General features: G+C 63.7%; 26 protein-coding genes. 3 read left to right on the forward strand and 23 right to left on the reverse strand.

Going from position 1 to position 25,944, the window contains the following annotated elements; all coding sequences use genetic code 11:
* The first annotated feature begins 73 nt into the window (after positions 1-73).
* A complete protein-coding gene (locus H8S34_RS02165; protein ID WP_186962904.1) occupies positions 74-583 on the forward strand; it encodes a hypothetical protein in 510 nt (169 codons plus the stop codon).
* A gap of 32 nt (positions 584-615) precedes the next feature.
* Here H8S34_RS02165 and H8S34_RS02170 read toward each other — a convergent pair whose 3' ends face one another.
* Complete coding sequence (locus H8S34_RS02170; RefSeq protein ID WP_186962905.1) at positions 616-885, reverse strand: hypothetical protein; 270 nt, start codon at positions 883-885, stop codon at positions 616-618.
* Between the two features lie 99 nt (positions 886-984).
* Positions 985-2,118: an AI-2E family transporter gene (locus tag H8S34_RS02175; RefSeq protein ID WP_186962906.1), complete on the reverse strand. Its 1,134-nt coding sequence runs from the start codon at positions 2,116-2,118 to the stop codon at positions 985-987.
* A gap of 217 nt (positions 2,119-2,335) precedes the next feature.
* Between H8S34_RS02175 and H8S34_RS02180 the strand changes: the two genes are divergently transcribed.
* Positions 2,336-2,773 carry an iron-sulfur cluster assembly scaffold protein gene (locus H8S34_RS02180; RefSeq protein ID WP_101693729.1) on the forward strand — a complete coding sequence of 146 codons (438 nt, stop codon included), beginning with the start codon at positions 2,336-2,338 and terminating at the stop codon, positions 2,771-2,773.
* 54 nt (positions 2,774-2,827) lie between these two features.
* Here the strand turns inward: H8S34_RS02180 and rsfS are convergent, their stop codons facing one another.
* From rsfS to H8S34_RS02250, 14 genes are all read right to left on the reverse strand, one after another.
* Positions 2,828-3,190 (reverse strand): ribosome silencing factor, encoded by a 363-nt coding sequence (gene rsfS, locus H8S34_RS02185; RefSeq protein WP_101693730.1) that lies wholly within the window; start codon positions 3,188-3,190, stop codon positions 2,828-2,830.
* Between the two features lie 30 nt (positions 3,191-3,220).
* Positions 3,221-4,780, reverse strand: a complete 1,560-nt coding sequence (locus H8S34_RS02190; protein ID WP_186962907.1) for an LCP family protein — start codon at positions 4,778-4,780, stop codon at positions 3,221-3,223.
* A 5-nt stretch (positions 4,781-4,785) separates the two neighbouring features.
* On the reverse strand, positions 4,786-5,988 hold the full coding sequence (nadD, locus tag H8S34_RS02195; RefSeq protein ID WP_235964160.1) for a nicotinate (nicotinamide) nucleotide adenylyltransferase: 1,203 nt from the start codon (positions 5,986-5,988) through the stop codon (positions 4,786-4,788).
* A gap of 38 nt (positions 5,989-6,026) precedes the next feature.
* Positions 6,027-6,350: a ribosome assembly RNA-binding protein YhbY gene (yhbY, locus tag H8S34_RS02200; protein WP_101693732.1), complete on the reverse strand. Its 324-nt coding sequence runs from the start codon at positions 6,348-6,350 to the stop codon at positions 6,027-6,029.
* Positions 6,351-6,381: 31 nt separating this feature from the next.
* On the reverse strand, positions 6,382-6,972 hold the full coding sequence (gene rdgB / locus H8S34_RS02205; RefSeq protein ID WP_186962908.1) for an RdgB/HAM1 family non-canonical purine NTP pyrophosphatase: 591 nt from the start codon (positions 6,970-6,972) through the stop codon (positions 6,382-6,384).
* 1 nt (position 6,973) lies between these two features.
* Positions 6,974-7,693 (reverse strand): ribonuclease PH, encoded by a 720-nt coding sequence (rph, locus tag H8S34_RS02210; RefSeq protein ID WP_101693734.1) that lies wholly within the window; start codon positions 7,691-7,693, stop codon positions 6,974-6,976.
* A 59-nt stretch (positions 7,694-7,752) separates the two neighbouring features.
* Complete coding sequence (gene ftsY, locus H8S34_RS02215; protein ID WP_186962909.1) at positions 7,753-8,661, reverse strand: signal recognition particle-docking protein FtsY; 909 nt, start codon at positions 8,659-8,661, stop codon at positions 7,753-7,755.
* A gap of 18 nt (positions 8,662-8,679) precedes the next feature.
* Positions 8,680-8,943: a hypothetical protein gene (locus tag H8S34_RS02220; protein ID WP_101693736.1), complete on the reverse strand. Its 264-nt coding sequence runs from the start codon at positions 8,941-8,943 to the stop codon at positions 8,680-8,682.
* A gap of 56 nt (positions 8,944-8,999) precedes the next feature.
* Positions 9,000-12,578, reverse strand: coding sequence for a chromosome segregation protein SMC (gene smc / locus H8S34_RS02225; protein WP_186962910.1), 3,579 nt, complete (start codon positions 12,576-12,578; stop codon positions 9,000-9,002).
* Between the two features lie 133 nt (positions 12,579-12,711).
* Positions 12,712-13,386 carry a ribonuclease III gene (gene rnc / locus H8S34_RS02230; RefSeq protein WP_101693738.1) on the reverse strand — a complete coding sequence of 225 codons (675 nt, stop codon included), beginning with the start codon at positions 13,384-13,386 and terminating at the stop codon, positions 12,712-12,714.
* Between the two features lie 77 nt (positions 13,387-13,463).
* Positions 13,464-13,694 carry an acyl carrier protein gene (locus H8S34_RS02235; protein ID WP_101693739.1) on the reverse strand — a complete coding sequence of 77 codons (231 nt, stop codon included), beginning with the start codon at positions 13,692-13,694 and terminating at the stop codon, positions 13,464-13,466.
* A 135-nt stretch (positions 13,695-13,829) separates the two neighbouring features.
* On the reverse strand, positions 13,830-14,870 hold the full coding sequence (gene plsX / locus H8S34_RS02240) for a phosphate acyltransferase PlsX (RefSeq protein ID WP_101693740.1): 1,041 nt from the start codon (positions 14,868-14,870) through the stop codon (positions 13,830-13,832).
* A 41-nt stretch (positions 14,871-14,911) separates the two neighbouring features.
* Positions 14,912-15,142 carry a helix-turn-helix domain-containing protein gene (locus H8S34_RS02245; RefSeq protein WP_186962911.1) on the reverse strand — a complete coding sequence of 77 codons (231 nt, stop codon included), beginning with the start codon at positions 15,140-15,142 and terminating at the stop codon, positions 14,912-14,914.
* A gap of 82 nt (positions 15,143-15,224) precedes the next feature.
* Positions 15,225-15,455 (reverse strand): helix-turn-helix domain-containing protein, encoded by a 231-nt coding sequence (locus H8S34_RS02250; RefSeq protein WP_101693742.1) that lies wholly within the window; start codon positions 15,453-15,455, stop codon positions 15,225-15,227.
* Positions 15,456-15,542: 87 nt separating this feature from the next.
* On the opposite strand from H8S34_RS02250, the gene H8S34_RS02255 reads away from it, so the two are divergent.
* Positions 15,543-15,755, forward strand: coding sequence for a hypothetical protein (locus H8S34_RS02255; protein ID WP_186962912.1), 213 nt, complete (start codon positions 15,543-15,545; stop codon positions 15,753-15,755).
* Between the two features lie 7 nt (positions 15,756-15,762).
* On the opposite strand, the gene trmFO is transcribed toward H8S34_RS02255, so the two are convergent.
* From trmFO to lysS, 7 genes are all read right to left on the reverse strand, one after another.
* Entirely contained in the window at positions 15,763-17,073 is a 1,311-nt protein-coding gene (gene trmFO, locus H8S34_RS02260) for a methylenetetrahydrofolate--tRNA-(uracil(54)-C(5))-methyltransferase (FADH(2)-oxidizing) TrmFO (RefSeq protein ID WP_186962913.1), read from the reverse strand.
* A gap of 9 nt (positions 17,074-17,082) precedes the next feature.
* Entirely contained in the window at positions 17,083-19,422 is a 2,340-nt protein-coding gene (gene topA / locus H8S34_RS02265) for a type I DNA topoisomerase (protein ID WP_101693745.1), read from the reverse strand.
* Positions 19,423-19,607: 185 nt separating this feature from the next.
* Positions 19,608-20,840, reverse strand: coding sequence for a DNA-processing protein DprA (gene dprA / locus H8S34_RS02270; RefSeq protein WP_186962914.1), 1,233 nt, complete (start codon positions 20,838-20,840; stop codon positions 19,608-19,610).
* A 62-nt stretch (positions 20,841-20,902) separates the two neighbouring features.
* Positions 20,903-21,667, reverse strand: coding sequence for a TrmH family RNA methyltransferase (locus H8S34_RS02275; protein ID WP_186962915.1), 765 nt, complete (start codon positions 21,665-21,667; stop codon positions 20,903-20,905).
* Positions 21,668-21,678: 11 nt separating this feature from the next.
* A complete protein-coding gene (locus tag H8S34_RS02280) occupies positions 21,679-22,329 on the reverse strand; it encodes a potassium channel family protein (protein ID WP_101693748.1) in 651 nt (216 codons plus the stop codon).
* A gap of 16 nt (positions 22,330-22,345) precedes the next feature.
* Positions 22,346-23,722: a TrkH family potassium uptake protein gene (locus H8S34_RS02285; RefSeq protein WP_243207875.1), complete on the reverse strand. Its 1,377-nt coding sequence runs from the start codon at positions 23,720-23,722 to the stop codon at positions 22,346-22,348.
* A 261-nt stretch (positions 23,723-23,983) separates the two neighbouring features.
* Entirely contained in the window at positions 23,984-25,924 is a 1,941-nt protein-coding gene (lysS, locus tag H8S34_RS02290; protein WP_186962916.1) for a lysine--tRNA ligase, read from the reverse strand.
* Between the last annotated feature and the right edge of the window lie 20 nt (positions 25,925-25,944).

Genomic DNA, 25,944 nt, shown 5'->3' on the forward strand with positions numbered 1-25,944 from the left:
CGGGCGGAGCGGGTGTTTTTCTTGCCTGATCCGTCCCTCCATGCTAAAATGAGGCAAAAGGAGGTGGTCCCATATGAAAAAACGGGGCATCTCAGTCCACGCCCTTGTGATTGCTCTGGCCGTGCCGGCGGTTTTGCTGGCAGCTGCGGCGGCTCTCCTGTTTTTCCTTCTCCACAGCTTTGGATTCCATCCGATCCACAGTCTTGCCGATATTACCGATGAGGACCTGCGCGGGGGAAGCAGCTCCTATCGCCAGACCTTTTGGATGGGCCACACCCTACCCGGCGGCTATGCCGCTCAGTGGCACTCCATGACCGGGTGGGACACCCTGGGCACCCTCTCCCTGCCGGAGGGTGGGACCTGTACCCTGCGCTATACGGTGGAGGACCCTGGTACCGGCTACCGTCTGGTCCTCTCCGATCCGGAGGGCGGCCTCACCGATCTGGAGCCGGGGGACAATACCCTCACGCTCCCTGCCGGGGAGACCCGGGTGGTCCTGGCTGCCTATGAGACCAGCGGATCCTTCTCGCTGGAACTTCTGCCCGGAAGTCCCGCTGACCCGGATTTCCAGGTCGACGACTGATCTTTTCCACAAACTGCGCCGCTCCCGGACCATCACAGCAGTCCGGGAGCGGCGCTTTCTGTCTCTATTTCGGCAATTGCTCCAGCCAGTGTCCCGGCCCAGCGGTATCCTCGGAGCCGATGGGGATGTACCAGTATTGCAGGGTGCACCACCGCCCGGTACCGCTCGGGCAGGGAGAGCACCGCGTCCAGCACGCCGCTCTCCTCCCGCTCCGGGGCGGTGAGGCCATCCGCGTCATCCAGCGGGCGGCTGTGCCTGCGCCACGGAGCGCGGAACAGATCCCCCGCGCAGTTGACCGTCACCTCCTGGCCCTTCTACTCATAACACGGCCTATGGCGTGAAAAGGTTACCGGTCTTTCCAAAAAAATTTCCCGGTCCGACTGGACCGGGAAATGGGTGTATCACAGATCATGTCTTTCGGCGAGGCGCTTGCGCACATCCTTTTTCAGCAGCGCATAGAGCACCGAGGCCACGGGAACGCTGAGGAGCACGCCCGGCAGGCCGAAGAGACCGCCGCCCACCGTGACCGCCGTCAGCACCCAGATGCCGGGCAGGCCGATGGAGGTGCCCACCACCCGGGGATAGATGACGTTGCCCTCGATCTGCTGGAGGATGGACAGGAAAATCAGGAAAATAAGGGCCTTGAGGGGAGAGACCATCACCAGCAGAAAGGCCGCCAGAATGGCCCCGATATAGGCGCCCGCCACCGGAATGAGGGCGGAGACGCCGATGATGACGCCCACCAGGGGGGCATAATCGGCCTGGATGAAGAGCATTCCCCCGGCGCACAGACCGCCCAGGATGCAGGCCTCGATGAGCTGTCCGGTGACAAAATTCGTGAAGGTGTCCGCCGTCAGATGGACCACATCCAGCACCGCCGCCGACGTGCGGGGCCGGGTGTAGGCCTGGAGCAGCCGCCGGCACTGGGGCAGCAGCTTCTCCCGGCCGCCCAGCATGTAGATGGAGAAAATGATGGAGAGTACGCCGGTCACCACCATAGAGATCAGGCTGCTGGTCAGGGAGACCACGCCCAGCAGGGTGCTGCTCAGTCCCTGAGCCAGGTTATCCAGGATGTCCTTCAGATAGGTGCTGAGCTGGGGAATGTTGGGCAGACTCTGGGCCAGATTCTCCAGATGCAGATACTGAGAGAGTTCCCAGCATATCTTTTGCAGATTATAGAGGTATCCGCTCAGGTTCGAGGCAAAGATCTGGATGCTCTCCACCACCTTGGGCGTGATGAAAGAGGTGATGACGGTCACCACCGCGATCAGCAGCACATAGGAGGAGGCCACCGCCAGGGGGCGGCTGAGTCCGTCGGCTCTGGTGCGGCCAAGCCCTCGGTGATAGAGCCGGTAAAGGGCCTGACAGGGCCGGTTGAGGATAAAGGCCAGCGCAAACCCGATATAGACCGGCTTGAGCAGCCCCACCAGATAGGAAAACAGCCGCATCAGCTCATCAAACTTGATGACCACCAGCACCAGCAACACGGTATAGGTGATGATGAGAAGAATGCTCCGAAGTAATTTTTTATCCATACGTTCTCCTTTCCTGCCCCTCCATTCCGGCGGGAGCAGGTTTCTGTGCGGCCCTTCCCTTCGCAGAATATGCCGCTTTTTGTCCACTATACCATTCCCCGAACCGTTCGTCAATGAAAAGCCCCTGTCTTGACTTTTCCCACCCTGCTTCTTATAATTCATATTAGGACTTTTAAACTGTTTGGTGCGCCTGTGGGCGCCCGGAAAGGATCCTGCTATGTATACCGATCAGGTCATGGACCATTTTTATCATCCCCGCAATCTGGGCACCATCGAGCATGCCGACGCGGTCGGCGTGGCCGGAAACCCCAAGTGCGGCGACATCATGCAGATCACCCTGCGGGTGGAGGACGGCATCATCACCGACGCCAAATTCAAGGTCTTTGGCTGCGGCGCCGCTGTGGCCACCAGCTCCATGGCCACCGAGCTCATCAAAGGCCGCACGGTGGAGCAGGCCTTCACCCTGACCAACGACCAGGTGGCCCAGGCCCTCGGCGGACTCCCCCTGCACAAGATGCACTGCTCCGTACTGGCCGAACAGGCCATCAAGGCCGCCATCGGGGACTACTATGTCCGGCAGGGCATCCTCTCCCCGGACGAGGTCCAGGTCTATGACGACCCCCACGGGGAGGATACTCCGGACGAGGAGGTCTGAGCTCCTCCGTACACAAAAACGCCCCATCTCCGATGCGGAGATGGGGCGTTTTCTTTAGCCGTTGGGCAGCACGATGTCGCTGATGTCCACCTCGGTGGCATCGGACCAGAGCCGCTCCAGATCATAAAACTTCCGGGACTCCTCCATGAACACATGGATCACCACGGAGGAGAAGTCCAGCAGGATCCAGCCGCCGTCCCGGTGGCCTTCCACATGGTGGGGCATCTCCCCCTGATCCTTGAGCATCTTCTCACAGGTGTCGGCCAGGGCCTTGACCTGCGTGGTGGAGGTGGCGGTACACAGGACAAAATAGTCGGCCAGGGTGGTCAGGTGTCCGGTCTCCAGGACCTTGATGTCCTGGCCCTTTTTGCTGTCCAGGGCCTTGACCGCGGCCAACGCAAGTTCTTTGGGCGTCATAGACGATTCTCCTTTTTTCTCTTTTGTGGATTAACTGACCGCCTCGGGCGGGAGCACGACCTCTCCGCCGCCATCTGCGGGCGGAGCGGTGGGCGCTGCCGTGGGAGCGGCCGTCGGCGCCGGAGTGGGTTCTGCGCTGGGCGCCGGGGTAGTTGTCTCAACCGGGGTGCTGGGCGCGGGGGTCGCGCTCTCCACCGGCTGAGAGGGCTGCGCGCTCTCGGTGGGGGCCTCGCTGGGCTTGGTTGTCGGAGTGGCCGTCACCTCGGGCTTGGGGGTCGCAGAGGGCTTGGGCGTGCTGGAGGGCTTGGAGGTACTGCTCCCGCTCTGGCTGCTGGAAGAGGAACTTCCGCCGCCGGAGCTGTTGGCCTTGGTGTCCTCCACCCGTCCGGTGGTGGAATGGAGGCGGCCGTTGTCGTCCACGCTCATGATGTCCAGCTCACTGGGGTCCAGATCTTCCTTATAGGGATTGAAGCACTCGTTGACCAGATCCACCAGCTCGTCCTCAATGGGGGTCACATAGGACTGGTAGTTGTGGTAGCTGCGGCTCCACACCATCTCTCCCTGGTTGGGCATGGTGCAGAAGTTCACGTTCTCCATCTGCAAGCCGCCGAAAATGGCCTGCTGGGCAAACCACGCCAGGTTGTTGACGGTGAGGTCGGTGGTCACATTCTTGGTAAAGACCTTGGCCAGCTCATTGATGCGGGTCACGTTCTGGATCTGGAGGCACTGCTCCACCACGGCGGTGAGGAAGGCCTGCTGGGTCTCGATCCGGCCCAGGTCCCCGTTGGGGTAGCCCTTCATCTTGCCGTTGACCATATTGTCGTGGCGGTAGCGGACCACGCCCATGGCCTGCTCGCCGTTGAGCTTCTGATAGCCCTTGTTGATGTGGATGTGCAGGTCCTGGGTGGGATCGTCATAGTTCATGTCGATGGGGACGTCGAAATACACGCCGCCCAGGGCATCCACCAGCTCGCCCACGGCCTCCCACTCCACGATGACCTCGTAGTCGGGGACAAAGCCCACCAGCTGGCTGATCTCCTTGTACAGGGCCTGGATGCCCTCATCCCCGCCGCCGTAGAAATTATAGACCGAATTGATCTTTTTAATATCCCAGGGCACATTGACCATGGTGTCGCGGGGGATGCTCATGACATTGAGCTTCTGATTGGGCACATCGTAGGCCGCCAGCATGAGGGTATCGGTGTTGCCGCCGCCGCCGGTATCCCGGCCGATCACCAGGAAGGTGAAGAAATCCTCCTTCCGGTCGGCGGAGGTGCGGCCGGGCCGGTCTGTGGCCAGCAGCTCCCCGCTCTCCTGCGGCATGGGGACCTTGGGCTCCGTGGGGAGCGTGGGCTTTTGAATAAAGAAGTGCAGAAAGAGGAAGGCTGCCAGCAGCACCGCGGCCAGCACCGCGGCCACGATCAGAAGGACCCGGAGGACCTTCTCCTGCGTTCTGAGCTGCTTCCATGGCTTTTTCGGCCCTTTGGACCGGTTTTTCCGGGGCTTGCCCGGCTCTTTCCTGCTGGGACCGGAGGCAGTATGCTGCAGCCGCGCGCCGCCCCGCCGGTGTTCTCTCTTATCTGTTTCCATTCCGTCTAGTCTCGCTTTCTGTTCCGCAACCAATCATAGGCCTCCTGGGTACGGAAGTGGACGGGCTGTCCCCGCTCCTCCATATCCTGGATGCTCATTTCACACCCCAGGAGCACCGCGGCGTCCAGGTCGCTGTAAGCCAGCTCCCTTAGCCGCTCCACTCCCTCAAAATCCCGGTTTGGCTCCATATAGTCGGCCACGTAGAGGATCTTCTCCAGCAGGGTCATATTCCCCTTGCCGGTGGTATGCCAGTAGATGGCGTCATACACCTCCTGCGGCATGCCGAAGACCTCCCGGGCGATGGCCGCGCCGGTCTTGGAGTGGAGCAGCTTGACCGCGCGCCGCTCCAATTCGTCCAAAACGATACCATATTTCGCGCATAAATGCAACTGCTCGTCCAACTCCAAATATTTCGTGCAGTCATGGAGGATGCCCGCTTTGCGGGCCAGCTCCGCATCCGCGCCCCAGTGGAGGGCCAGGCGCACCGCCTCCTCCTCCGTCCCGCGGATGTGCCGGATCCGCTTAGCCCGTACCATGGAATAGGAGCAGGCCCGCAGCTGCTCGTCGGTGAGCCTGGTCAGATCCGCGTGGGTGCCGTACAGCCCGTGCATCAGGATATAGCCGTACACAGCGGGACACAGATAGGTCCCCCCCTCTCCCCGGGCCAGCATACCCCGCAGCTCGGTGGAGGAGACCTCCACGATCTCGGGCAGCTGCACGGTGCACACCCGCGCGCCGTAGGTGTCGTGGAGATACTTGCTCTGGATCTCCAGCATCTCCCCGCAGTCGGACTGGGTGCGGGCAAAGGCCGCCACCCCCGCGTAGCGCAGGATGACCTCCGGCTCGTGCCAGTTCTGGAGGGTGAGGAACATATCGGTCCCCATGAGGAACCACAGCTCATCCTCCGGATAGCGCTCATGGAGCGCCCGGATGGTGTCGGAGGAATAGCTCTTCCCCGTCCGGTGGAGCTCCAGGTCGTCCACCTCCACCTGTCCGGGGCGCAGGAGATTGTCCGCCATCAATTCGGTCATGGCAAGACGTTCCGCCGCAGGGGGCGTCCCCTCCGGCAGCGTCTTATGGGGCGGGAGGGCCGCCGGGACAAAGAGCAGCTTGTCCAGGCCCAGGGCGTCCATGGCGAAGCGGGCCGCTGCCATATGGCCCAGATGTGGCGGATTGAAGGTTCCTCCGTAAATACCGATTTTCATCATACCGCACCCTTTCCGCGCCGGGATTCCGGCCTAATTGTTTATCCCCGCTTTTTGGTGTCCTTCACCAGCACGATGGGGTTTTTCAGATCCTTGCGGTGGCTCTTCCGGTAGAGGACAAATTTGGTACCGATGACCTGCACCACCTCGGCCCGGGCCTTGACGGCCAGCTCCTCGGCGGCCTCCCGGGGGGAGAGCATGGAGTTCTCCAGCACCCGGCCCTTGATGAGCTCCCGGGCCTCCAGGGCGTCGTTGACCTGCTTGAGCAGGTTCTCCCCGATGCCGTCCTTGCCCACCTGTACGATGGTGTCGATGCTGTTGGCCAGGCCCCGAAGCTGGGCCCGCTGCTTGCTTGTCAGATCCAATGTTCTATCTCCTTTGTGTTTGATTTGTTGTTCAGCCTTCCAGGTAGGCCTTGAGCTTCTCGCCAAAGGCCTCCAGCGCCCTGCCCCGGTGGGAGATGGCGTTCTTCTCCTCCGCCGTCAGCTCGGCAAAGGTCTTTTTCCGCTCGGGCAGGAAGAAAATGGGGTCATAGCCGAAGCCGTCGCTCCCCTTGGGGGCATAGGCCAGGGTGCCCGGGCACTCGCCCCGGGCCTCCACCCGGTCCCCGTTGGGGAAGCAGCAGCAGATGGCCGAGACGAACCGGCACCGCCGGTCCAGCTGGCCCCGCATGTTCTCCAGCAGGAGCCGGTAGCGGCCCACGTCGTCCAGCCCCGGCCCGCCGTACCGGGCGGAGTAGACCCCGGGAGCGCCGTTCAGGGCGTCCACGCACAGGCCCGAGTCGTCGGCCACGGCGGGAAGTCCGCTGGCCTCCATCACCGCATGGGCTTTGAGGAAGGCGTTCTCCTCAAAGGTAGTGCCGGTCTCCTCCACGTCCACGTCGATGCCCACCTGGGACTCCAGCACCACCTCGATCCCCTGGGCGGAGAGGATGGCCTGCAATTCCAGGAGCTTTTTGGGGTTCTTGCTGGCTAATACCATTTTCATCTCACAGCACCCCCACGATGTCGGCCTGGAGCTTCTGGAGCTCCTGAATGCCCTTGCCGCACAGGTCCACCAGGGCGCGCTGCTCCTCGATGGTGAAGGGGCGGCCCTCGCCGGTGCCCTGGATCTCGATGAGGCGGCCGCTGCCGTCCATGACGCAGTTCAGGTCCACCTGGGCGGAGGAGTCCTCCTCATAGCACAGGTCCAGCAGGGGGGTGTCCCCCACGATCCCGGCCGAGACCGCCGCCACATAGCCCCGCAGGGGCATCTGCTCCAGCACGCCCTCCTCCATCAGCTTCCGGCAGGCCAGGGCCAGGGCCACAAATCCGCCGGTGACCGAGGCGGTACGGGTGCCGCCGTCTCCCTGGAGCACATCGCAGTCCACGGTGATGGAGCGCTCGCCCAGGGCCTTGCGGTCCACCACGGCCCGGAGCGCCCGGCCGATGAGCCGCTGGATCTCCGCCGAACGGGGAGAGAGCTTGAGCTTGGCGATGTCCCGCTTGGAGCGCTCCCGGTTGGCCCGGGGGAGCATGGAGTACTCCGCGGTCACCCAACCCTCCCCCTCGGGGACGTGGGGCGGGGTGCGGTCCTCCACACTGGCGGTGCACAGCACATGGGTGTTGCCGCAGCGGATCAGGCAGGAGCCCTCCGCAAACCGGTTGATGCCGGGAATGATCTCCACCGGCCGGAGCTGGTCCGGGCGGCGGCCGTCGATTCTTTCCATGGTATAAAACCTCCTGACTGTGGGCCGCCGGGGCGGCCGTTTGTTCCGAATGGTCCCTTTTATACGAATGCCTTCACAAACTCGGCGGGCTCAAAGGGCATCAGGTCGTCGATGCCCTCGCCCACGCCGATGAACTTGACGGGCACGCCCAGCTCCTGGGCGATGGCGATGACGATGCCGCCCTTGGCCGAGCCGTCCAGCTTGGTGAGGACGATGCCGGTGATCCCGGCGGCCTCCTTGAACTGCTTGGCCTGGATGAGCCCGTTCTGCCCGGTGGTGGCGTCCAGCACCAGCAGGGTCTCCCGGTCGGCGCCCGGCAGCTCCCGGTCCAGAATGCGGCTGATCTTGTTGAGCTCGTTCATCAGATTCTGCTTGTTGTGGAGCCGGCCGGCGGTGTCCACCAGCACCACGTCGGTTCCTCTGGCCTTGGCCGCCGAGAGTGCGTCAAAGACCACTGCCGCCGGGTCGGCCCCCTCGTGCTGGCGGACAATGTCCACCCCGCAGCGCTGGGACCAGATCTCCAGCTGGTCGGCGGCGGCCGCCCGGAAGGTGTCGGCGGCGGCCATGAGCACCCGCCGGCCCTCTCCCTTCAGGTGGGCCGAGAGCTTGCCAATGGTGGTGGTCTTGCCCACGCCGTTCACCCCGATGAACAGGGCCACCGACGGCTTGGTATCCAGCTTGAGGGAGAGGTCCCCCACCTCCAAAAACTCCGTGAGGATGGCGCGCAGGCACTCCCGGCCCTCCTCGGCGTTCTTGATCTTCTCCGCTTTGGCCCGGCGGCGCAGCTCCTCCACCGCCTTCATGGCGGTCTCCACTCCCATGTCGGAGAGGATGAGGGTCTCCTCCAGCTCATCATAGAAGTCATCGTCCAGCTCCCCTGCAAAGAGCTGGTCGAAGGAGTGGCCGATGTTGGAGATATTATCCTTTGTGCGGGTCAGGCCCGCCTTGATCTTATCAAAAAAGCCCATATCCTTCTGTTCCTTTCGTTAATTCAGTTCCTTGTGGCATTTCGGGCACATCTTGGGCATACGCATCAGCCAGTCGGTCACCCGCAGCCGGTCCCCGCAGTGGGGACAGCGGCACCACTTGAAGTGCACCACAAAGCCGGCTGCCGCCAGCACCACCGCCAGTCCCACCAGTCCCCAGAACAGGATCTGGGAGCGGGTGGCAAAGTAGCCGCCCAGCATGACGATGAAGACCGCCAGCACGGTCAGCCGGTTGGAGTATTTCCAGGCTTTCTTATAATCCATCTCTTGTTTCCTCTCTCTTTCTTATCGGTTGCGTTCCGCGGTAGGTCCTGTGGAATTTACTCGATGCCCAGCTCCCGCTCCACATCGTTGAGGTTGATGGTCAGCATCCGGCTCACGCCCCGCTCCTGCATGGTCACGCCGTAGAGCACATCGGCCTCTTCCATGGTGCCCCGGCGGTGGGTGATGACGATAAACTGGGTCTTGTTGGACACGCTGCGCAGATAGCGGGCAAAGCGGGTCACATTGGCGTCGTCCAGCGCCGCCTCGATCTCGTCCATGACGCAGAAGGGGGTGGGCCGGACCTTCAAAATGGCAAAATAGAGGGCGATGGCCACAAAGGCCTTCTCCCCGCCCGAGAGGAGGGAGAGCACCTTCAGCGCCTTGCCCGGCGGCTGGACCCGGATCTCGATGCCGCAGTTGAGGATGTCCGACGCGTCCTCCAGCTCCAGGGCCGCCTGACCGCCGCCGAAGAGCTCCCGGAAGGTGGTCTGAAAGGCCTCGTTGAGCAGGACGAACTGCTCCCCGAAGAGGCGCTTCATCTCGGCGGTGATGCCGGCGATGATCCCGGCCAGATCCGCCTTGGCCTTTTCCACGTCGTCCCGCTGCTCGGTCAGATAGGTATACCGCTCGTTTACCCGCTCGAACTCCTCGATGGCGTCCAGATTGATGTTCCCCAGCCCCGCGATGCCCCGCTTGAGCTCGGCCACCCGGCGCTGGGCCTGGGCGGTGCTCTCCAGGGGCACCCGCTGCTGGAGAGCCGCCTGGTGGGTGAGCTCATAGCTCTCCCAGAGCTTGTCCAAAAGGCCCTTTTCCTCCATAGCGTGGGCCTGTTTCTTCTGCTCCAGGCCCGCGGCCGTGCGCTCCAGCTGGAGGAGCTGGGCGTTTTTCTCCCGGCTGTCCCGGTCGGCCCGGTTGCGCCTGGCCTCCAGCTCCAGCTTCTCCTGGTTGAGCCGGAGGATGTCGGCCTCGGCGGCCTCCTTCTCCTCCCGGATGGTCTGGAGGGCGGCCTCCTTCTCCCGGATCTCGGCCTCCATGGCCTCGTTCTGTCCGGCATATTCCCGCAGGCGCTCGGCCTGCTGCTCCCGGTCTCCGGCCAGCTCCTTCCGCAGGGCCTCCAGCTCCCGGAGGCTGCTCTCGGTGGTCTCCCGCTCGGCCTCCAGTCCGGCCAGACGCCGGTGGAGGGCGTCCATAGCCGTGCGGATCTCCTCCGCCCGCTGCCGGACGGCGGCCTGTCCCGCCTCTTTTCCGGCCGCCTCGGAGCGCAGGGCCTCGGCCGCGCCCTCCAGCGTCTCGATGCGCGAGCGGGCCTGGGCAGTGTCCGCCTCGGTCTGTTCCTGCCGCCGGAGCAGCTGGGCCAGTTCTTCCTTTCGCTCGTCCAGGCGGGCGTGCAGCTCACCCAGGCGTTCTTTCTGGCGCTCCGCCCGCTCCTCCAGCTGGAGGATGCGGTCCTCGTGCCGGCGCAGCTCCCCCCGGGCGCTCTCCAGTTCATAGCGCCCGGCGGTGGCCTCCCGCTCGGTCTCGGACTGCCGCGCCTTGGCCTCTTCCAGGGCGGCGGCAAGTTCCTGCTCCTGGGCGGAGAGCTGCTGCAGCTCGTTGGAGCGGCTCAGGATCCCCGCCGAACGGCTCACCGAGCCGCCCGTCATGGAGCCGCCCGGATTGAGCACCTGTCCGTCCAGGGTGACAATCTTAAAGCGGTGGCCGTAGGCACCGGCGATGGCCACGGCGGCGTCCAGATCCTCCGCGATCACCGTGCGCCCCAGCAGGTTGGCACAGATCTTTCCATAGGCCGCCTCGCACTCCACCAGGGCGTCCCCCATGCCCACAAAGCCGGGGGACTGCTCCACCCCGCTCTCCCGAAAGGGGACGGGACGGATGGTGTCCATGGGCAGGAAGGTGGCCCGGCCGCCCTCCCGGCGTTTCAGCCACTGGATGGCCGCCTTTCCGTGCTCCTCCCGCTCCACCACCAGGTGCTGCATGGCGCCGCCCAGGGCGGTCTCGATGGCCACGGCATAGGGGGCCGGCACCCGGATGAGGCTGGCTACCGGACCCCGTACGCCCTTCAGGCGGCCCCGCTCGGCCTCCCCCATCACCAGCTTGACCGCTCTGGAATAGCCCTCATAGGACCGCTCCAACTCGGTGAGCATGTGGATGCGGGAGCGGAGGGTGTGGTCCTCCAGCTCCAGCGCGCGCTCGCGCTCCCGGGCGGCGGCGGCCTTCTTCTCCCGGGCCTCCACCCGCAGCACATGGCCCTGGATGATGTTTTCCAGGGCGTCCCGGTCGGACCGGGCGCTCTTCAGGGCCGTATCGTTCTCCCCGGCCTCCTGTTCCAGATTGCCCAGGCTCTCCTCCTCCTCGGCGAGGGCCCGGCGCAGGGTGGATTCCCGGTCCAGCAGCTCCTGGGCAGCCGCCGCCAGGGCGGAGAGGAGGGCACGGGCCTCGGCGGCCGAGGCGCTGTCCAAGCGCTCCTGCTGCCGCAGAGCCTCCAGCTCCGCCGCCAGAGCGCCCGCCTGTCCGGCCGCCGCCCCGGCTTCTTTTTCTTTAGACGCCAATTCCCCGCGAATGGTTTCCCCGTCGCGCAAAATGGCGGTCAGACGCGCCCGGCGGGCCGCGATCTGGGCCGACAGGGCGTCGTCCCGCCCGGTCTGCTGCTCCAGCTCCCGCCGGATACGCCCCTCGTTTTCCTGATTGTGGGCGATCCCGCTGCGCAGGACGGCGATGGCGCTCTCTAAGGTGTTGGCCTCGCTCTGTCCCTGCATGACGGCCGCCCGGCGCGCCTCGGCCTCCACCTCCCGGGTCCGCATCTCCCCGGCCAGGGCCTCAGCCTCGGCATAGAGCCGCTCCTGCTCCCGCTGCTCCTCCTCCTTCTGCCGGAGGGCCTGCTCGCAGGCGGCGTTGGTCTTGATGGCGGCGGTACGTACCCGGTCCAGCTGCTCCAGCCAGAGGGAGATCTCCAGCCCGCGCATCTCATCCCGCAGGAGCAGGAAGCGCCGGGCCTTCTCCGCCTGCTGGCGGAGGGGCCCCACCTGGAGCTCCAGCTCGTCGATCTTGTCCCGGATGCGCACCAGGTTCTCCTCGGTCCGCTCCAGACGGCGCTCGGCCTCCTCCTTCCGGTGGCGGAAGCGGGAGATGCCCGCGGCCTCCTCAAAGATTTCCCGGCGGTCGGCGCTCTTGACCGAGAGGATCTCGTCGATCTTGCCCTGGCCGATGATGGAGTAGCCCTCCCGCCCCAGTCCGGTGTCCATGAAGAGCTCGTTCACGTCCCGGAGGCGGACGGTGCGGCGGTTGATATAGTACTCGCTCTCTCCGGAGCGGTAGTAGCGGCGGGTCACCATGACCTCGTCCTCCGGTAGGGAGAGGGCGTGGTCCTGGTTATCCAGCACCAGGCTGACCTCGGCAAAGCCCACCTGACGGCGCTTCTCGGTGCCGCCGAAGATCACGTCCTCCATCTTGCCGCCCCGGAGCGCCCGGGTGGACTGCTCCCCCATCACCCAGCGGATGGCGTCCGACAGATTGGATTTGCCCGAGCCGTTGGGGCCCACGATGGCGGTGATGTCCTCCCCAAAGGTCAGCACGGTCTTGTCCGGAAAGGACTTGAACCCCTGGATCTCGAGCGCTTTTAAGTACAAACCGGACACCTCTCAGTCGTCGACCGCCCCACAGGGCACAAAATCACATGGTAATAAAGTATTATATCAATTTCCCCCTGCCATTGCAAACGCTTTCCCACAAAAAACACGCCGCGGCAGCCCCTCCGCGGCGTGTTTTGGTTTATGGATGCTCCAGATGGCCGATGGCGGCCCGGGCGGCGTTCTGCTCCGCCTCTTTTTTGCTGTGGCCCTCGCCCTGGCCGATGGTGGCGCCGTTCAGGTCCACCTCCACCGTGAAGATCTTGGCGTGGTCGGGCCCGCTGGAGCCGGTCAGACGGTACTGCAGGACCTGGCCGCTCTCCCGCTGCACCAGCTCCTGCAGGGCGGTCTTGTAGTCCCGGTTGCGGGCCTTCTCGCTCTCCCGGTCCAGAATGTATTTCTGGATGATCTTGCGGGCCGAGCCGATGCCGCCGTCCAGGTAGACCGCGGCCAGCACGGCCTCCACCGCGTCGGCCTGGATGGAGGGACGGCGGCGGCCTCCGCCGGCGTTCTCTCCCTTGCCCAGGCGGAGGTATTCCCCCAGTCCCCAGGCCTTAGCCACTTCCACCAGGCTCTCCTCGCACACCAGGGCGGCCCGGGTGCGGGTCAGGTCCCCCTCCGGCAGGTCGGGGTGGGTGCGGAACAGATAGTCGGCGGTCACCATGCCCAGCACCGAGTCCCCCAGGAACTCCAGACGCTCATTGCTCTGGCAGCCCTTGAACCGGTTCTCATTGGCATAGGAGCTGTGGGTGAGCGCGTTCTCTAAGAGGGAACGGTCGTGAAAGGTATATCCAAGGGTCTCTTCCAGATGGCGCATGGTGGTTCCTCCTCTTCTCCAGTTCCATACGATTCAAAACGCAAGCCCCGCCGTGGGCGGGGCTTGCAGGCAAACGATCAATCCAGCTTGGTCTGCAGGAAACGGACGAAGTCTCCCACAGTGGTCATGTCGGACAGGTTCTCATCGGCCAGGTCCTCCAGGTTGAAGGCCTCCTCCACCGCCATGGTCAGATCGACCACGTCCACGGAGTCGGCGCCCAGCTCCTCAAAGGAGGTGTCCATGGTGATGTTCTCGGCGTCCACGCCCAGCTGCTCGGACAGCAGCGCCACGATTTTCTCAAAAATCATATCTATCTTCTCCTATCATATCGTTCTGTATTCAGGAACGGTAATTGCACTAAAATAATAGGCAAGATAAGGCAAGCTGTCAATAGGATTTTTGATTTTTTCTCTCCCCGTGGGAAAATCGTGGAAAACCCACAATCAGCCCTCTTCCTTTTTCGCCTGCACGGGGAGACGCATGTGCTCCACATTCTCGGTGATGTCCTCAATGATGCCCGAGGCGGCAAACTTGGCGGCCTGCCGGATGGCATTCTTGATGGCATAGTCGTCAGAGGAGCCGTGGGCCTTGATGACCGGCTTGGAGATGCCGATGAAGGCGGTGCCGCCCACCTCTCCGGCGTCCAGGATCTTCTTGAAGGAGCGGATGCCGCCCGAGACCAGAAGGGCCGCCAGCTTGGTGATCAGGTTCTTCTTGAACATGGCCTTGAGCTGCTTGGCCAGGAAGCCGCCGGTCCCCTCCATGGTCTTGAGGAAGATGTTGCCCGAGTAGCCGTCGGAGACAATCACGTCCACCGCGCCGTAGACCGCCTCCTTGCCCTCCACGTTGCCGGTGAAGTGGATGCGGCCCTGCTCCCCGGCCTCCTGCAGGAGGGCGTAGGTCTTCTGCTGCAGCTCGGTGCCCTTGGAGGGCTCGGCCCCGATGTTCAGGAGGCCCACTCGCGGCTCCGGACGGCCCAGCACCCGCTCGGCATAGTAGGAGCCCATGAAGGCGAACTGGAGCAGGTATTCGGGGGTACACTCGGCGGTGGCGCCGCAGTCGATGAGGACGGCCCCGCCGTTTCCGGTGGGCACCACCGGGGCCATGGCCGCCCGGCGGATGCCCTTGATGCGCTTGACGATGAGGGTGGCCGCCGCCAGCAGCGCGCCGGTGCTGCCCGCCGAGACAAAGGCGTCGCCCTTGCCGTCCTTGAGCAGATTGAGCCCCACCGTGAGGGAGGAGTCCTTCTTCTCCCGGAAGGCGGTGGCCGGATTGTCACAGATCTCCACCACCTCGGAGGCATGGACGATCTCCATCCCTGCCGGGGGCTCCTTCATGCCCTCCTCGTTGAGGACCTGGAGGATCTCCTCCCCCCGGCCCACCAGGATGACCTCTACTCCCTGCTCCCGGATGGCAGCCAGTGCACCCTTTACGTTTGAGGCGGGCGCGTTGTCGCCGCCCATGGCGTCTACGATGATCTTCATGACTTTTCCCTCTTCTTTCTGTGTTCTCATCCGGACCGGCCCTATGCCAACGGCCGCGGCTCGTCTGTCAGACCCAACAGGTAGTCGGCAGACACCTCAAAGGTCTTGCAGAGCTTATACAGCCGCTCCATGGAGGTCCCGGCTTTTCCGTTGGCCATGTCGCTGATCTGCGCGGTGGAGACCCCCAGCGCCCGGGCCAGCTCGGCATAGGTCATGTTCCGCCGCTGAATGAGTTCTTTCAGCCGGGCCGAAAAAATAGCGCGCTCAAACATACGCTGCCCCCTCACAGATCAGATACAATCTCATTTTGACTGCATTTGGTCCTGCTTCTGATTGACAGGGTTACTCCTTGTCTCATCTCAATGGCCGTGGCTCATCCGTCAAACCTAAAAGATAATCAGCCGTGACATTGTAATGCGCACAGAGCTGCGCTAATTTTGCAAGGGTCGTAGCACCCCGGCCATTTTCCATTTCTCCGATCTGGTTTGGCTTTACACCCAAAACCTCCGCCAGTTCCCGTTGCGTCTCATGGTTGTGACTGCGCATCTTGCGTAAGCGCAAACCAAATAATTCGTTATGGTACATGGCTCCCCCTTGACATATCCAATAAAACCGTGTATATTGCAATCATGGTTTTATTGGGGTGATGGTGTGGATAACTTACTCTTTGCCTTGTATGAACTCGCTGCCCGGCTGGACCGGGACGCCGGGGATCTCCCGGACTGCTATGCCCTCCGGGAGCGGCACCTGGGCCGGGTCCGGGAGGAAATGGGCAATCCCTTCTGCGAAAAGCTCCGGGACGCGGCCGACGAGTGCGCCCAGCTGGACGCCGAGGCGGCCTTTCTCCGGGGCCTGCGGCTGGGACTGGCCCTCCACCGGCTGTAAGGGGCGGTTACAGCTCTGCCGGGTCCAGCTTGTCCAGGATCTCCAGCGCCCGGCGGCTCAGCTCGGCATTCTTGTTTCTTTTGCCCTTGACCTTATAGCCCAGGGGCGGGATGATGCCGAAGTTCACGTTCATGGGCTGGAAGTCACCCACCGTCTCGTTGCTGATGTAGAGGGCCAGCGCCCCCACCGCCGTCTCCTGGGGAAAGTCCACCGGGGGCTTGCCCTGAAGTCTGCGGGCCAGCTCCACCGCCGCCAGGAAGCCGGAGGCGGTGGACTCCACATATCCCTCCACGCCGGTGATCTGCCCGGCGAAGCACACCCGGGGCTCATGCTTGACCTGGTAATAGCGGTCCAGCATCCGGGGGGAATCCAGGTAGGTGTTCCGGTGCATCACGCCGTAGCGCACGAATTCTGCGTTGCGCAGGGCGGGGATCATGGAAAAGACCCGCCGCTGCTCGGGCCACTTCAGATGGGTCTGGAAGCCCACCAGATTGTAGATGGAGCCCTCGGCGTTGTCCTTGCGCAGCTGCACCACGGCGAAGGGCTCCTTCCCCGTCTTGGGGTCCTTGAGGCCCCGGGGCTTGAGGGGGCCGTAGCAGAGGGTCTGCTTCCCCCGGCGGGCCATGACCTCCACGGGCATACAGCCCTCAAAGACCTGTTTGTCCTCAAAGCCGTGGACCTCGGCCTCCTGGGCGGCGCACAGCTCGGTCCAGAAGGCGTCGTACTCCTCCTCCGTGAGGGGGCAGTTGATATAGTCCGGCGTGCCCTTGTCGTAGCGGGAGGCAAACCACGCCGAGGTCATATCCACGCTCTCAAAGGTGACCAGGGGGGCCGCCGCGTCGTAGAAGTTGAGATATCGGCTCTCGGGGAAAAAGGCCTTGATGCGCTCGCTCAGGGCCTCGGAGGTGAGGGGCCCGGAGGCCACGATCACATTTCCCTCCGCGGGGATCTCGGTGACCTCCCCCTCCACCACGGTGATGAGGGGGTGCTCCTTCACCGCCCGGGTGATGGCCCCGGAAAAGGCGTGGCGGTCCACCGCCAGGGCGCCGCCCGCCTCCACCCGGTGCTCGTCGGCACAGCGGAGGATGAGGGAGCCCAGGCGGCGCAGCTCCTCCTTGAGCAGGCCCACCGCATTCTCCAGCTGGTCGGAGCGCAGGGAGTTGGAGCACACCAGCTCTCCAAAGTCGTCCGAGTGGTGGGCGGGGGTCTTTTTCCGGGGCTTCATCTCATGCAGCTCCACCGGAATGCCCCGCTGGGCCAGCTGCCACGCGGCCTCACATCCGGCCAGGCCCGCGCCGATCACGATAACAGGTTCCATGTGTTCTCCTTACGCTTCCTCTGTCTTCTTGGCCGTCTTCTTCGCGGTGGTCTTTTTGGCCGGCTCCTTCTTGGCGGTGGTCTTCTTGGCCGCCGCTTTTTTGGTGGTCTCGGTCTTTTTGGCCGCGGTTTTCTTGGCCGCCGGCTTTTTCGCGGCGGTCTTCTTGACGGTCTTTTTCTCCTCCTCGGGCGGCACGCCCTCGGCGGGATTGGCGTTTTCCGGGGTCTTCTTCTTATAGCCCCGCTGATCCTCCGGCAGGAAGTTGGGGCACTCGGGATTGATGCAGAAGGGCTTCTTGAAGCCCCGGCCCGACTTCTTGAAGAGGGTGTGTCCGCACTCGGGACAGGTCTCCTTGACCGGCACATCCCAAGTCATGAAGTCGCAGCGCTTGCTCTCATCCTTGTTGGTGTTGTTCTCACAGCCGTAGTAGGCATAGCCCCGCTTGGAGGTCTTTTTCAAAATCTTGCCGCCGCACTTGGGGCACTTGCCCGGCATCTCGATGACGATGGGCTGGGTGTGGGGGCACTCGGGCCAGCCGGGGCAGGCCAGGAAGCGGCCGAAGCGGCCGGACTTAAAGACCAGATTGCGCCCGCACAGGGGGCAGATGACATCGGACACCTCGTCGGGCACCTTGATGCGCTCAGTGTCCTGCTCGGCGGCCTGGAGCTCCCGCTCAAAGTCCCCGTAGAAGCCGGAGAGGATGTCCTTCCAGTTCTCCTTCCCCTCTTCCACCTCGTCCAGCAGCTCCTCCATCCGGGCGGTGAAGGCGGTGTCCACGATGTCGGGGAACTTCTCCTTCATCAGGTCGTTGACCACCTCGCCCAGGGGGGTGGTGCGCAGGTTCTTCCCCTCCTTCACCACATACTCCCGGTCCAGGATGGTGGAGATGGTGGGGGCGTAGGTGGAGGGACGGCCGATCCCCTTCTCCTCCAGGGCCTTGATGAGGGTGGCCTCGGTGTAGCGGCTGGGGGGCTGGGTGAAGTGCTGTCCCGGCTCGCTCTTGAGGAGCTCGAGGGCCTCCCCCTCCCGCAGGTCGGGCAGGGGGGACTGGCGGAGGACCTCCTCGTCCTCGTCCTTGCCCTCCACATAGACGGCGGTATAGCCGGAGAACTTGAGGGCCGAGTGGTTGGCACGGAAGCGGTAGCCGGCACTCTCCACCTCGATGGTGACGCTGTCATAGACGGCGGGGGCCATCTGGCAGGCCAAAAAGCGGCTCCAGATCAGCTTGTAGAGCCGGTACTGTTCGCTGGTCAGGTCCTTCTTGAGCTGCTCGGGGGTCAGGTTCACGTTGGAGGGACGGATGGCCTCGTGGGCGTCCTGGGCCCCGGACTTGGTCTTGAACACCCGGGGCTTTCCGGGGTAGTAGTCGGCCCCGTAGCGGCCCTGGATAAAGTTTTTGGCAGCCTCCGTGGCCTCGTCCGAAAGGCGCAGGGAGTCGGTACGCATATAGGTGATGAGACCGATGGTCCCCTCGCCCTCGATGTCCACGCCCTCGTAGAGCTGCTGGGCGATGGACATGGTGCGGCGGGGGGTCATGTTCAGCTTGCGGCTGGCCTCCTGCTGCAGGGTGGAGGTGGTGAAGGGGGGCGCGGGATTGCGCTGCTTATCCTGCCGCTTGACCCCCTGGACGGTGAAGGAGTCGGCCTGAACGGCGGAGACCACCGCCTGGACCTCCTCCTCGCTGTGCAGGTCCATCTTCTTCTCCCGGCCGTAGAAGGCGGCCCGGAACTGGCCCAGGTTGGGGGCGATGCGCTCCAGGTCCACATCCAGGGACCAGTACTCCTCGGGCACGAAGGCCTTGATCTCGGCCTCCCGCTCGGCCACCAGGCGGGTGGCCACCGACTGGACCCGTCCGGCGCTCAGGCCCCGGCGGATCTTCTTCCACAGCAGGGGGGAGATCTGGTAGCCCACGATGCGGTCCAGCACTCTTCTGGCCTGCTGGGCGTCCACCAGATTCTGGTCGATGGCACGGGGGGCGGCGATAGCCTCGTTGACCACCTTCTTGGTGATCTCGTTAAAGGTGACCCGGTAGGTCTTGTCGTCGGGGATCCCCAGCAGCTCCTTGAGGTGCCAGGAGATGGCCTCGCCCTCCCGGTCCGGGTCGGTGGCCAGAAAGACTTTTTCGCTCTTCTTGGCCGTCTTCTGCAGGTCGTCGATGACCTCTTCCTTGCCCTTGATGGGCTGATAATCCAGCGTGAAGCCGTGTTCCACGTCCACGCCCAGCTTGCTCTTGGGAAGATCGCGCACATGTCCCATGGACGCCTTCACCTGATAGCCGGGACCCAGGTATTTTCCGATGGTCTTGGCCTTGGCGGGGGACTCCACGATCACAAGATTCGATTTCGCCACAATAGTACCTCCAATTGGGTCTCTCCGTCTCTGTTCCGGAGGCCCTTCTCTCGTCCGCGCCTGGGCGGACCAACTGCGCCCTCTGGTGGGCGTCAGAGCGGATCTGATCATCGGCAAACCACCGCGCTCCGGGTTTGGTTTGCCGATGTTCAGGTACGCCCTTGGGCGGGAGATCCCGCCGGTGCTCAGTCCTTCTCCCGCAGCAGGATCAGGGCTTCAAAGAAATTGCCCGGCCGCTGGGCCAGGATGCCCCGCATAGTCAGCATGGTGAGGCTGGCCAGCACCCCGCTGGCCGGGAGGCCGGTACGCTCCACCAGGTCGTCCGGCCGCAGCCGCTCCTCCCCCAGGGCCAGGAGGATGGCCTTCTCTTCGGCCGTAAACTCTCCGGTCTGCTCTTGAAAGGTACTATAAGCCCTTCCTTCCGAGTTGTCAACCGCCTGGGGGGCCGGCTCCGGCCCTTTGGGGCGGGGATGCTGGGGAGCCTCTTGCGCTCCTGGTTCCCTTTTCTCCCGCTTTCGCGGTGGGCCGGGCCGCAGGCGGGCCGAATAGAGTCCCTCGTACTCCACCAGGATGTCGGCGGCCGACTGGATGAGCTTGGCCTCCCCCCGCTGGATGAGGAGATTGGTCCCCTGACTGCCGGGATTTCCCGCTAACCCCGGAAAGGCAAAGACGTCCCGGTTCTGGTCCAGCGCGGTGCGGGCGGTGATGAGGGTGCCGCTCTTCACGCTGGCCTCCACTGCCGCCACGCCCAGGCTCAGACCGCTGATGATGCGGTTGCGGATGGGGTAGTGCCACCCCTCGGTGGCGGTCCCCGGCGGATACTCGCTGATAAGGGTGCCCACCTGGGGCACCACCCGGTAGAGGTCCGCGCTGGAGGATGGATAGACCACGTCGATCCCGCCGCCCAGCACCGAGCACACGGTCCCTCCGGCCCGGATAGCACTGCGCAGGGCGGCGGCGTCCACTCCCTGGGCCACGCCCGAGACCACCACCGCGCCCCGGCGGGCCAGGTCCCGGCCCAGCTCCGCCGCCTTCTCGATCCCGTAGGGGCTGGCTCGGCGGGAGCCCACCACGCCGATGACCACCCGCTCGTCAAAGGAGAGGTTCTTCCCCTTCACGTAGAGAAGGGCGGGCGGCGCGTCGATCTGGCGCAGACGCTCCGGGTAGGCGGCGTCCTGTATGGTCAAAATCCGGATGTTCCGCCGGGCGCAGTCCTCCAGGATGCGCTCCGGCCAGTCCATCTCCTTGTGGCAGAGCTCCTCCCGGAGCTTAGAGGGCAGACCCAGCAGCTCATACTCCGCCCGGTCGGCCACATAGACCTGTTCGGCCCCGCCCAGACGCTCGGCCAGGGCGGCCGCCTCCCCCGGCCGGATGGAGGGCCGGGTGGTGAGCCACAGCCAATACTTCAGCACAGACATGGAATTTCTCCCTCTCTTTCTCTACCGGGATCTCACTCCGTCTATCCGTTCTTCCCTTTTGTTCAGTGGCCGCGGGCCATCTCCCAGAGCACCACGGTGGCAGCTGCCGCCGCGTTGAGGGACTCACACCGCTCCCGCATGGGGATGCGGATGGTCTTTTCACACCGGGCCAGGGCCTCCTGGGAGATGCCCCTGCCCTCGCTGCCGATGACTACGGCCGCCCGCTCCAGAGGCAGCTCCCGCACATCGGCCGTATCCTCCCGCAGGGCGGTTGCGTACAGGGGGATCTCCGCCGCCTCCAGCCGGGGACACAGGTGCTCCAGATCGGTCTCCCACACCGGGAGACGGAAGCAGGCCCCCATGGTGGAGCGGACCGTCTTGGGCGAAAAGGGGTCGGCGCAGCGGGGCAGCAGAACCACTCCCGCTGCTCCCAGCGCATCGGCAGTGCGCCAGATGGTGCCCACGTTCCCCGGGTCCTGGAGTCCGTCCAGCACCAGATACCCGCCCGGCGCCATGGTCTCAGGCAGCGCCGTCTCCGGTCTGCGGCACACGGCCAGGACGCCCTGAGGGGTCTCCACGGTGGAGAGGCTCTCAAAGAGTCCCTCAGGCACCTCCACCAGACGGATCTCCTGGGGCAGGTCCTCGGGGGGAGTCTTTCCCCGGGCGTAGACCAGGGTCTCCACCCCGGCGCTCCAGCGCAGGGCCTCCCCCACCAGTTTTTCGCCCTCGCAGAGGTACTGTTTTTGGCTCCGGCGGTACTTTCCCTCCGCCCCCAGCTTGCGGATGTGGACGGCCAGCGGATTCTGCCGGCTGGTAATCGATTCCATCTTCATCTTCCTTACAGGCTATGCAGCAGGTTGATATACTCGGTACGGCCCAGCACCACGATCCGTCCGCCCTGGACCAGCCGGTAGTCGCCGCCGGGGGCCACGTCCAGCACGCCCTCCGGGCCGCGCACCGCGATGACGTTGACATGGTGCTTGGCACGGATGTCCAGCTCCCGGATGCTCTTGCCCATCCACACCTTGGGCACCGCCAGCTCCACGATGCTGAAGTCGTCGGAGAGCTCAATAAAGTTGAGCACGTTGGAGCTGGAGAGGCCCTGGGCCAGCTTCAGTCCCATCTCATGCTCGGGGAAGATCACCCGGTCGGCTCCAATCTTCTCCAGTACCTTCCGATGTACATGGCTCTGGGCCTTGCACACCACCTGCTTGACCCCCACTTCCTTCAGATTGAGGGTGATGAGGGCGCTGTTGCCCACGTCATTGCCGGTGGCCACGATGGCGCAGTCATAGTTGCGCACGCCCAGCGCCCGCAGGACCGCCGCATCTCTTGCGTCTCCGGTGACAGCGTGGGTCACCAGATCCACCACCTTCTGCACCTTCTCCGGGTCGGCGTCGATGGCCAGTACCTCATGGCCCAGCGTGCACAGCTCGGTGGCCACAGCGTTTCCAAATCGGCCCAGACCGATGACAACAAATGTTTTCATGCAATCCCCTTCTTTTTTATCCAATCATAATGTCCACATTGGGATACTGGATCTTGGCCAGTTTTTTACGCCGGGTCAGGAATGCGATGGAGAACGAAAGCACGCCCACACGGCCCAGATACATAAACAGGACAAGCACTGCCTGGGAAAAACGGGAGAGATGCGCGGTGATGCCGGTGGTCAGGCCCACCGTACCCAGTGCCGACGCCACCTCAAAGGCGCAGTCGATGTAGGGCAGGCTCTCCACCGAGGAGAGGATGATGGACCCGGTCAGAAACAGCGTGATCACCACCAGCGTCAGGGTCATGGCATTGATGACCCGCTGATAGGAGATAGCCCGGCCCCGCAGGGTCACCTGCTCCTTCCCCTTCAGCCCCGCCCGCAGAGCCAGCATGAGCACCGCCAGCGTCACAGTCTTGATACCGCCCGCGGTGGAGCCCGACGAACCGCCCACCAGCATGAGCACCACCGAAATGGCCTTGGTGTTGTCGTGGAGCCCGCCCTGTCCCAGCGCGTCAAAGCCGGCTGTACGCAGGGTGGTGGACTGGAAAAAGGCGTTGAGCAGTTTCTGCCACAGGGGCATGTTCCCCAGCGTGGCGGGATTGTGGTATTCCGCCAGCAGGGTAAAGACGGTGCCGAAGAGCAGCAGTCCCGCCGTCATCACCAGCACCAGCTTGCTGTACAGGGAGAGCTTGCGCCAGCACCGGCTGCGCACCACATCCTCCCAGACGAAAAATCCCAGGCCGCCGATGATGATGAGGGCGGCCGTGGTGAGCAGTACAACCGGGTGATGGTTCGCCCCGATCATACTGGAAAAGGGGCCGTACTCTCCGCCCATCAGATCAAAGCCCGCGTTGCAGAACGCGGAGATGGCGTGGAAGATGCCATGCCAGATCCCCCGGAGCAGTCCAAAGGTTGGAATGAAGCAGATGGAGAGGATCACCGCCCCCACCCCCTCGATCAGAAAGGTGCCCATGAGCGCATGGCGTACCATGCGCACCACACCATCCAGATCGTTGAGGTTGAAGGTGGACACCATGATGAGCCGCTCCGACAGGCCGATGCGGCGGTGGAGCGCAAAGGACACCATGGTGATGAGGGTCATAAAGCCAAGGCCCCCCAGCTGAATCATCATAATGATGATGATCTGCCCAAAGAGGCTCCACTGGACCCAGGTATCCACGGTAATGAGTCCGGTGACGCAGGTGGCTGAGGTGGCGGTAAACAGTGCGTCAAAAAAACCGACGCTCATCCCGCTGCGCGAGGCGATGGGAAGGGTCAGCAGCAGTGCGCCCAGCAGGATGATGCACCCAAAGGATGCTGCCACGATGCGCGTGGGATTCATCCCTCGTTTGCTGAGCAGCAGATTGCGTGCGCGAATGGTAATACTCATAATATCTGATCGGCCTTTCTCTCCCGGTCCGGCACAGCCTGGACCGCACTGGCCTGTCCACACACACCGACAGGCCGCTTTAGTCGCGGTATGGGAGCATGTCCTGCGCCCATACCGACGAAAGGCCGCACCCGGGACCGGGCACGGCCTCCAGAATCTCTGAATCTGTCCAGATGCTTCATGGTGGGAAGTACTCCTATGCGTATGTGATCGTCATTCGTTTCCATCCCCCGCCGTTTCAGAGACCGGATCATCGCACCCTTAATAGAGCTTCGCGCCCGCCGGAATGTGCGGATCCACCATCAGGCAGTGGAGCTTCTCCACGCCCTCCTCATGATGGACCGCAGAGATGATCATGCCGCAGGAGTCGATCCCCATCATCTTCCGGGGCGGAAGGTTCGTGATGGCGATGAGGGTCTTGCCCAGCAGCTCTTCCGGCTCATAGGTGTCGTGGATGCCGCTCAGGATCACCCGGTCGGTGCCGGTGCCGTCGTCCAGAACGAACTTCAGCAGCTTCTTGCTCTTGGGCACCGCGGTGCAGTCCTTGACCTTGACGGCCCGGAAGTCGGACTTGGCAAAGGTCTCAAAGTCCACGAAATCCTGGAAGAGGGGCTCGATCTCCACCTTGGAGAAATCGATCTTCTCGTCGGTGACCACCACCGGCTCGGCCCGCTTCTCGGCCTTGGCGGAGGTGTCCTTCTTATCCAGGGGCTTCATGGTGGGGAAGAGGATGACGTCCCGGATGGAATCGCTGTTGGTCAGCAGCATCACGCAGCGGTCGATGCCGATGCCCAGGCCGCCCGTGGGGGGCAGACCGTACTCCAGGGCGGTGATATAGTCTTCATCCATCATGCCGGCCTCATCGTCGCCCTTGGCGCGCAGCTCGACCTGCTTCTGGAAGCGGCCGCGCTGGTCAATGGGATCGTTGAGCTCGGAGAAGGCGTTGCCCATCTCACTGTGGCAGATGAACAGCTCAAAGCGCTCGGTGAGGCGGGGGTCCTTGGGGGAGCGCTTGGCCAGGGGGGAGACGTCCACGGGATGCATGGTGATAAAGGTGGGCTGGATCAGCTTCTCCTCCACCTTCTGGTCAAAGCACTCGTAGAGGGCGTTGCCCCAGGTGGGATCGGCCGTCTCGGGCAGCTCCACACCGATGGACTTGGCCATGGCCACCGCCTCGGCGTCGTCGGAGACCGCCATAAAGTCAAGGCCCGTGTACTTCTTGACCGCCTCGGCCATGGTCAGGCGGGGCCAGCCGGGCGCCAGGCAGATCTTCTCTCCCTGCCACTCCACATCGTAGGTGCCCAGGATCTTGTCCGCGGCGGAGGAGAGCAGGTCCTCAAAGAGGTCCATCATATCGTTGAAGTCGGCATAGGCCTCATAGAGCTCCACCGTGGTGAACTCGGGGTTGTGCTTGGGGTCCATGCCCTCGTTGCGGAAGATGCGGCCGATCTCATACACCCGCTCCATGCCGCCCACCACCAGGCGCTTGAGGGGCAGCTCGGTGGCGATGCGCATGTACATGTCGATGTCCAGGGTGTTGTGATGGGTGATGAAGGGACGGGCCGTGGCGCCGCCGGAGATGGTGTTGAGCACGGGGGTCTCCACTTCCATATAGCCCCGGTTGTCCAGGAAGCTGCGCACATGCTGAATGAACTTGGAGCGGATGACAAAGGCCCGGCGCACCTCGGGATTCATGATGAGGTCCACATAGCGCTGACGGTACCGGGTCTCCCGGTCGGTCAGACCGTGGAACTTCTCCGGCAGGGGCAGCAGGGACTTGGAGAGCAGGGTGACCGAGTGGGCCTTCACGGAGATCTCGCCCCGCTTGGTGCGGAACACTTCACCCTCCACGCCCACGATGTCGCCGATATCCACCTTCTTGAACTTGGCAAAGGCCTCCTCGCCCAGCTCGTCGATGCGGACATAGATCTGGATGCGGCCCTGTCCATCCTGCAGGTCGCAGAACACGGCCTTGCCCATGCCGCGCTTGGACATGAGACGTCCGGCGATGGCCTTGATCTGGCCCTCCATCGCCTCAAAATTCTCCCGGATCTCGGTGCTGTGGGCAGTTACCGGAAAGCGGGTCTGCTGGAAGGGATCCTCGCCGGCGTCCTGGAGCTCCTTGAGCTTGGCGCGCCGGATCTGAAGCAGCTCAGACAGAGAGGGCTCCTCCTGCTGGGGATTCTTCTTCTCTTCACTCATGCGTCTGTTCTTCCTCTCTT

It is taken from the genome of Pseudoflavonifractor hominis (assembly GCF_014288125.1).
In the GTDB taxonomy this organism is placed as follows: domain Bacteria; phylum Bacillota; class Clostridia; order Oscillospirales; family Oscillospiraceae; genus Pseudoflavonifractor_A; species Pseudoflavonifractor_A gallinarum.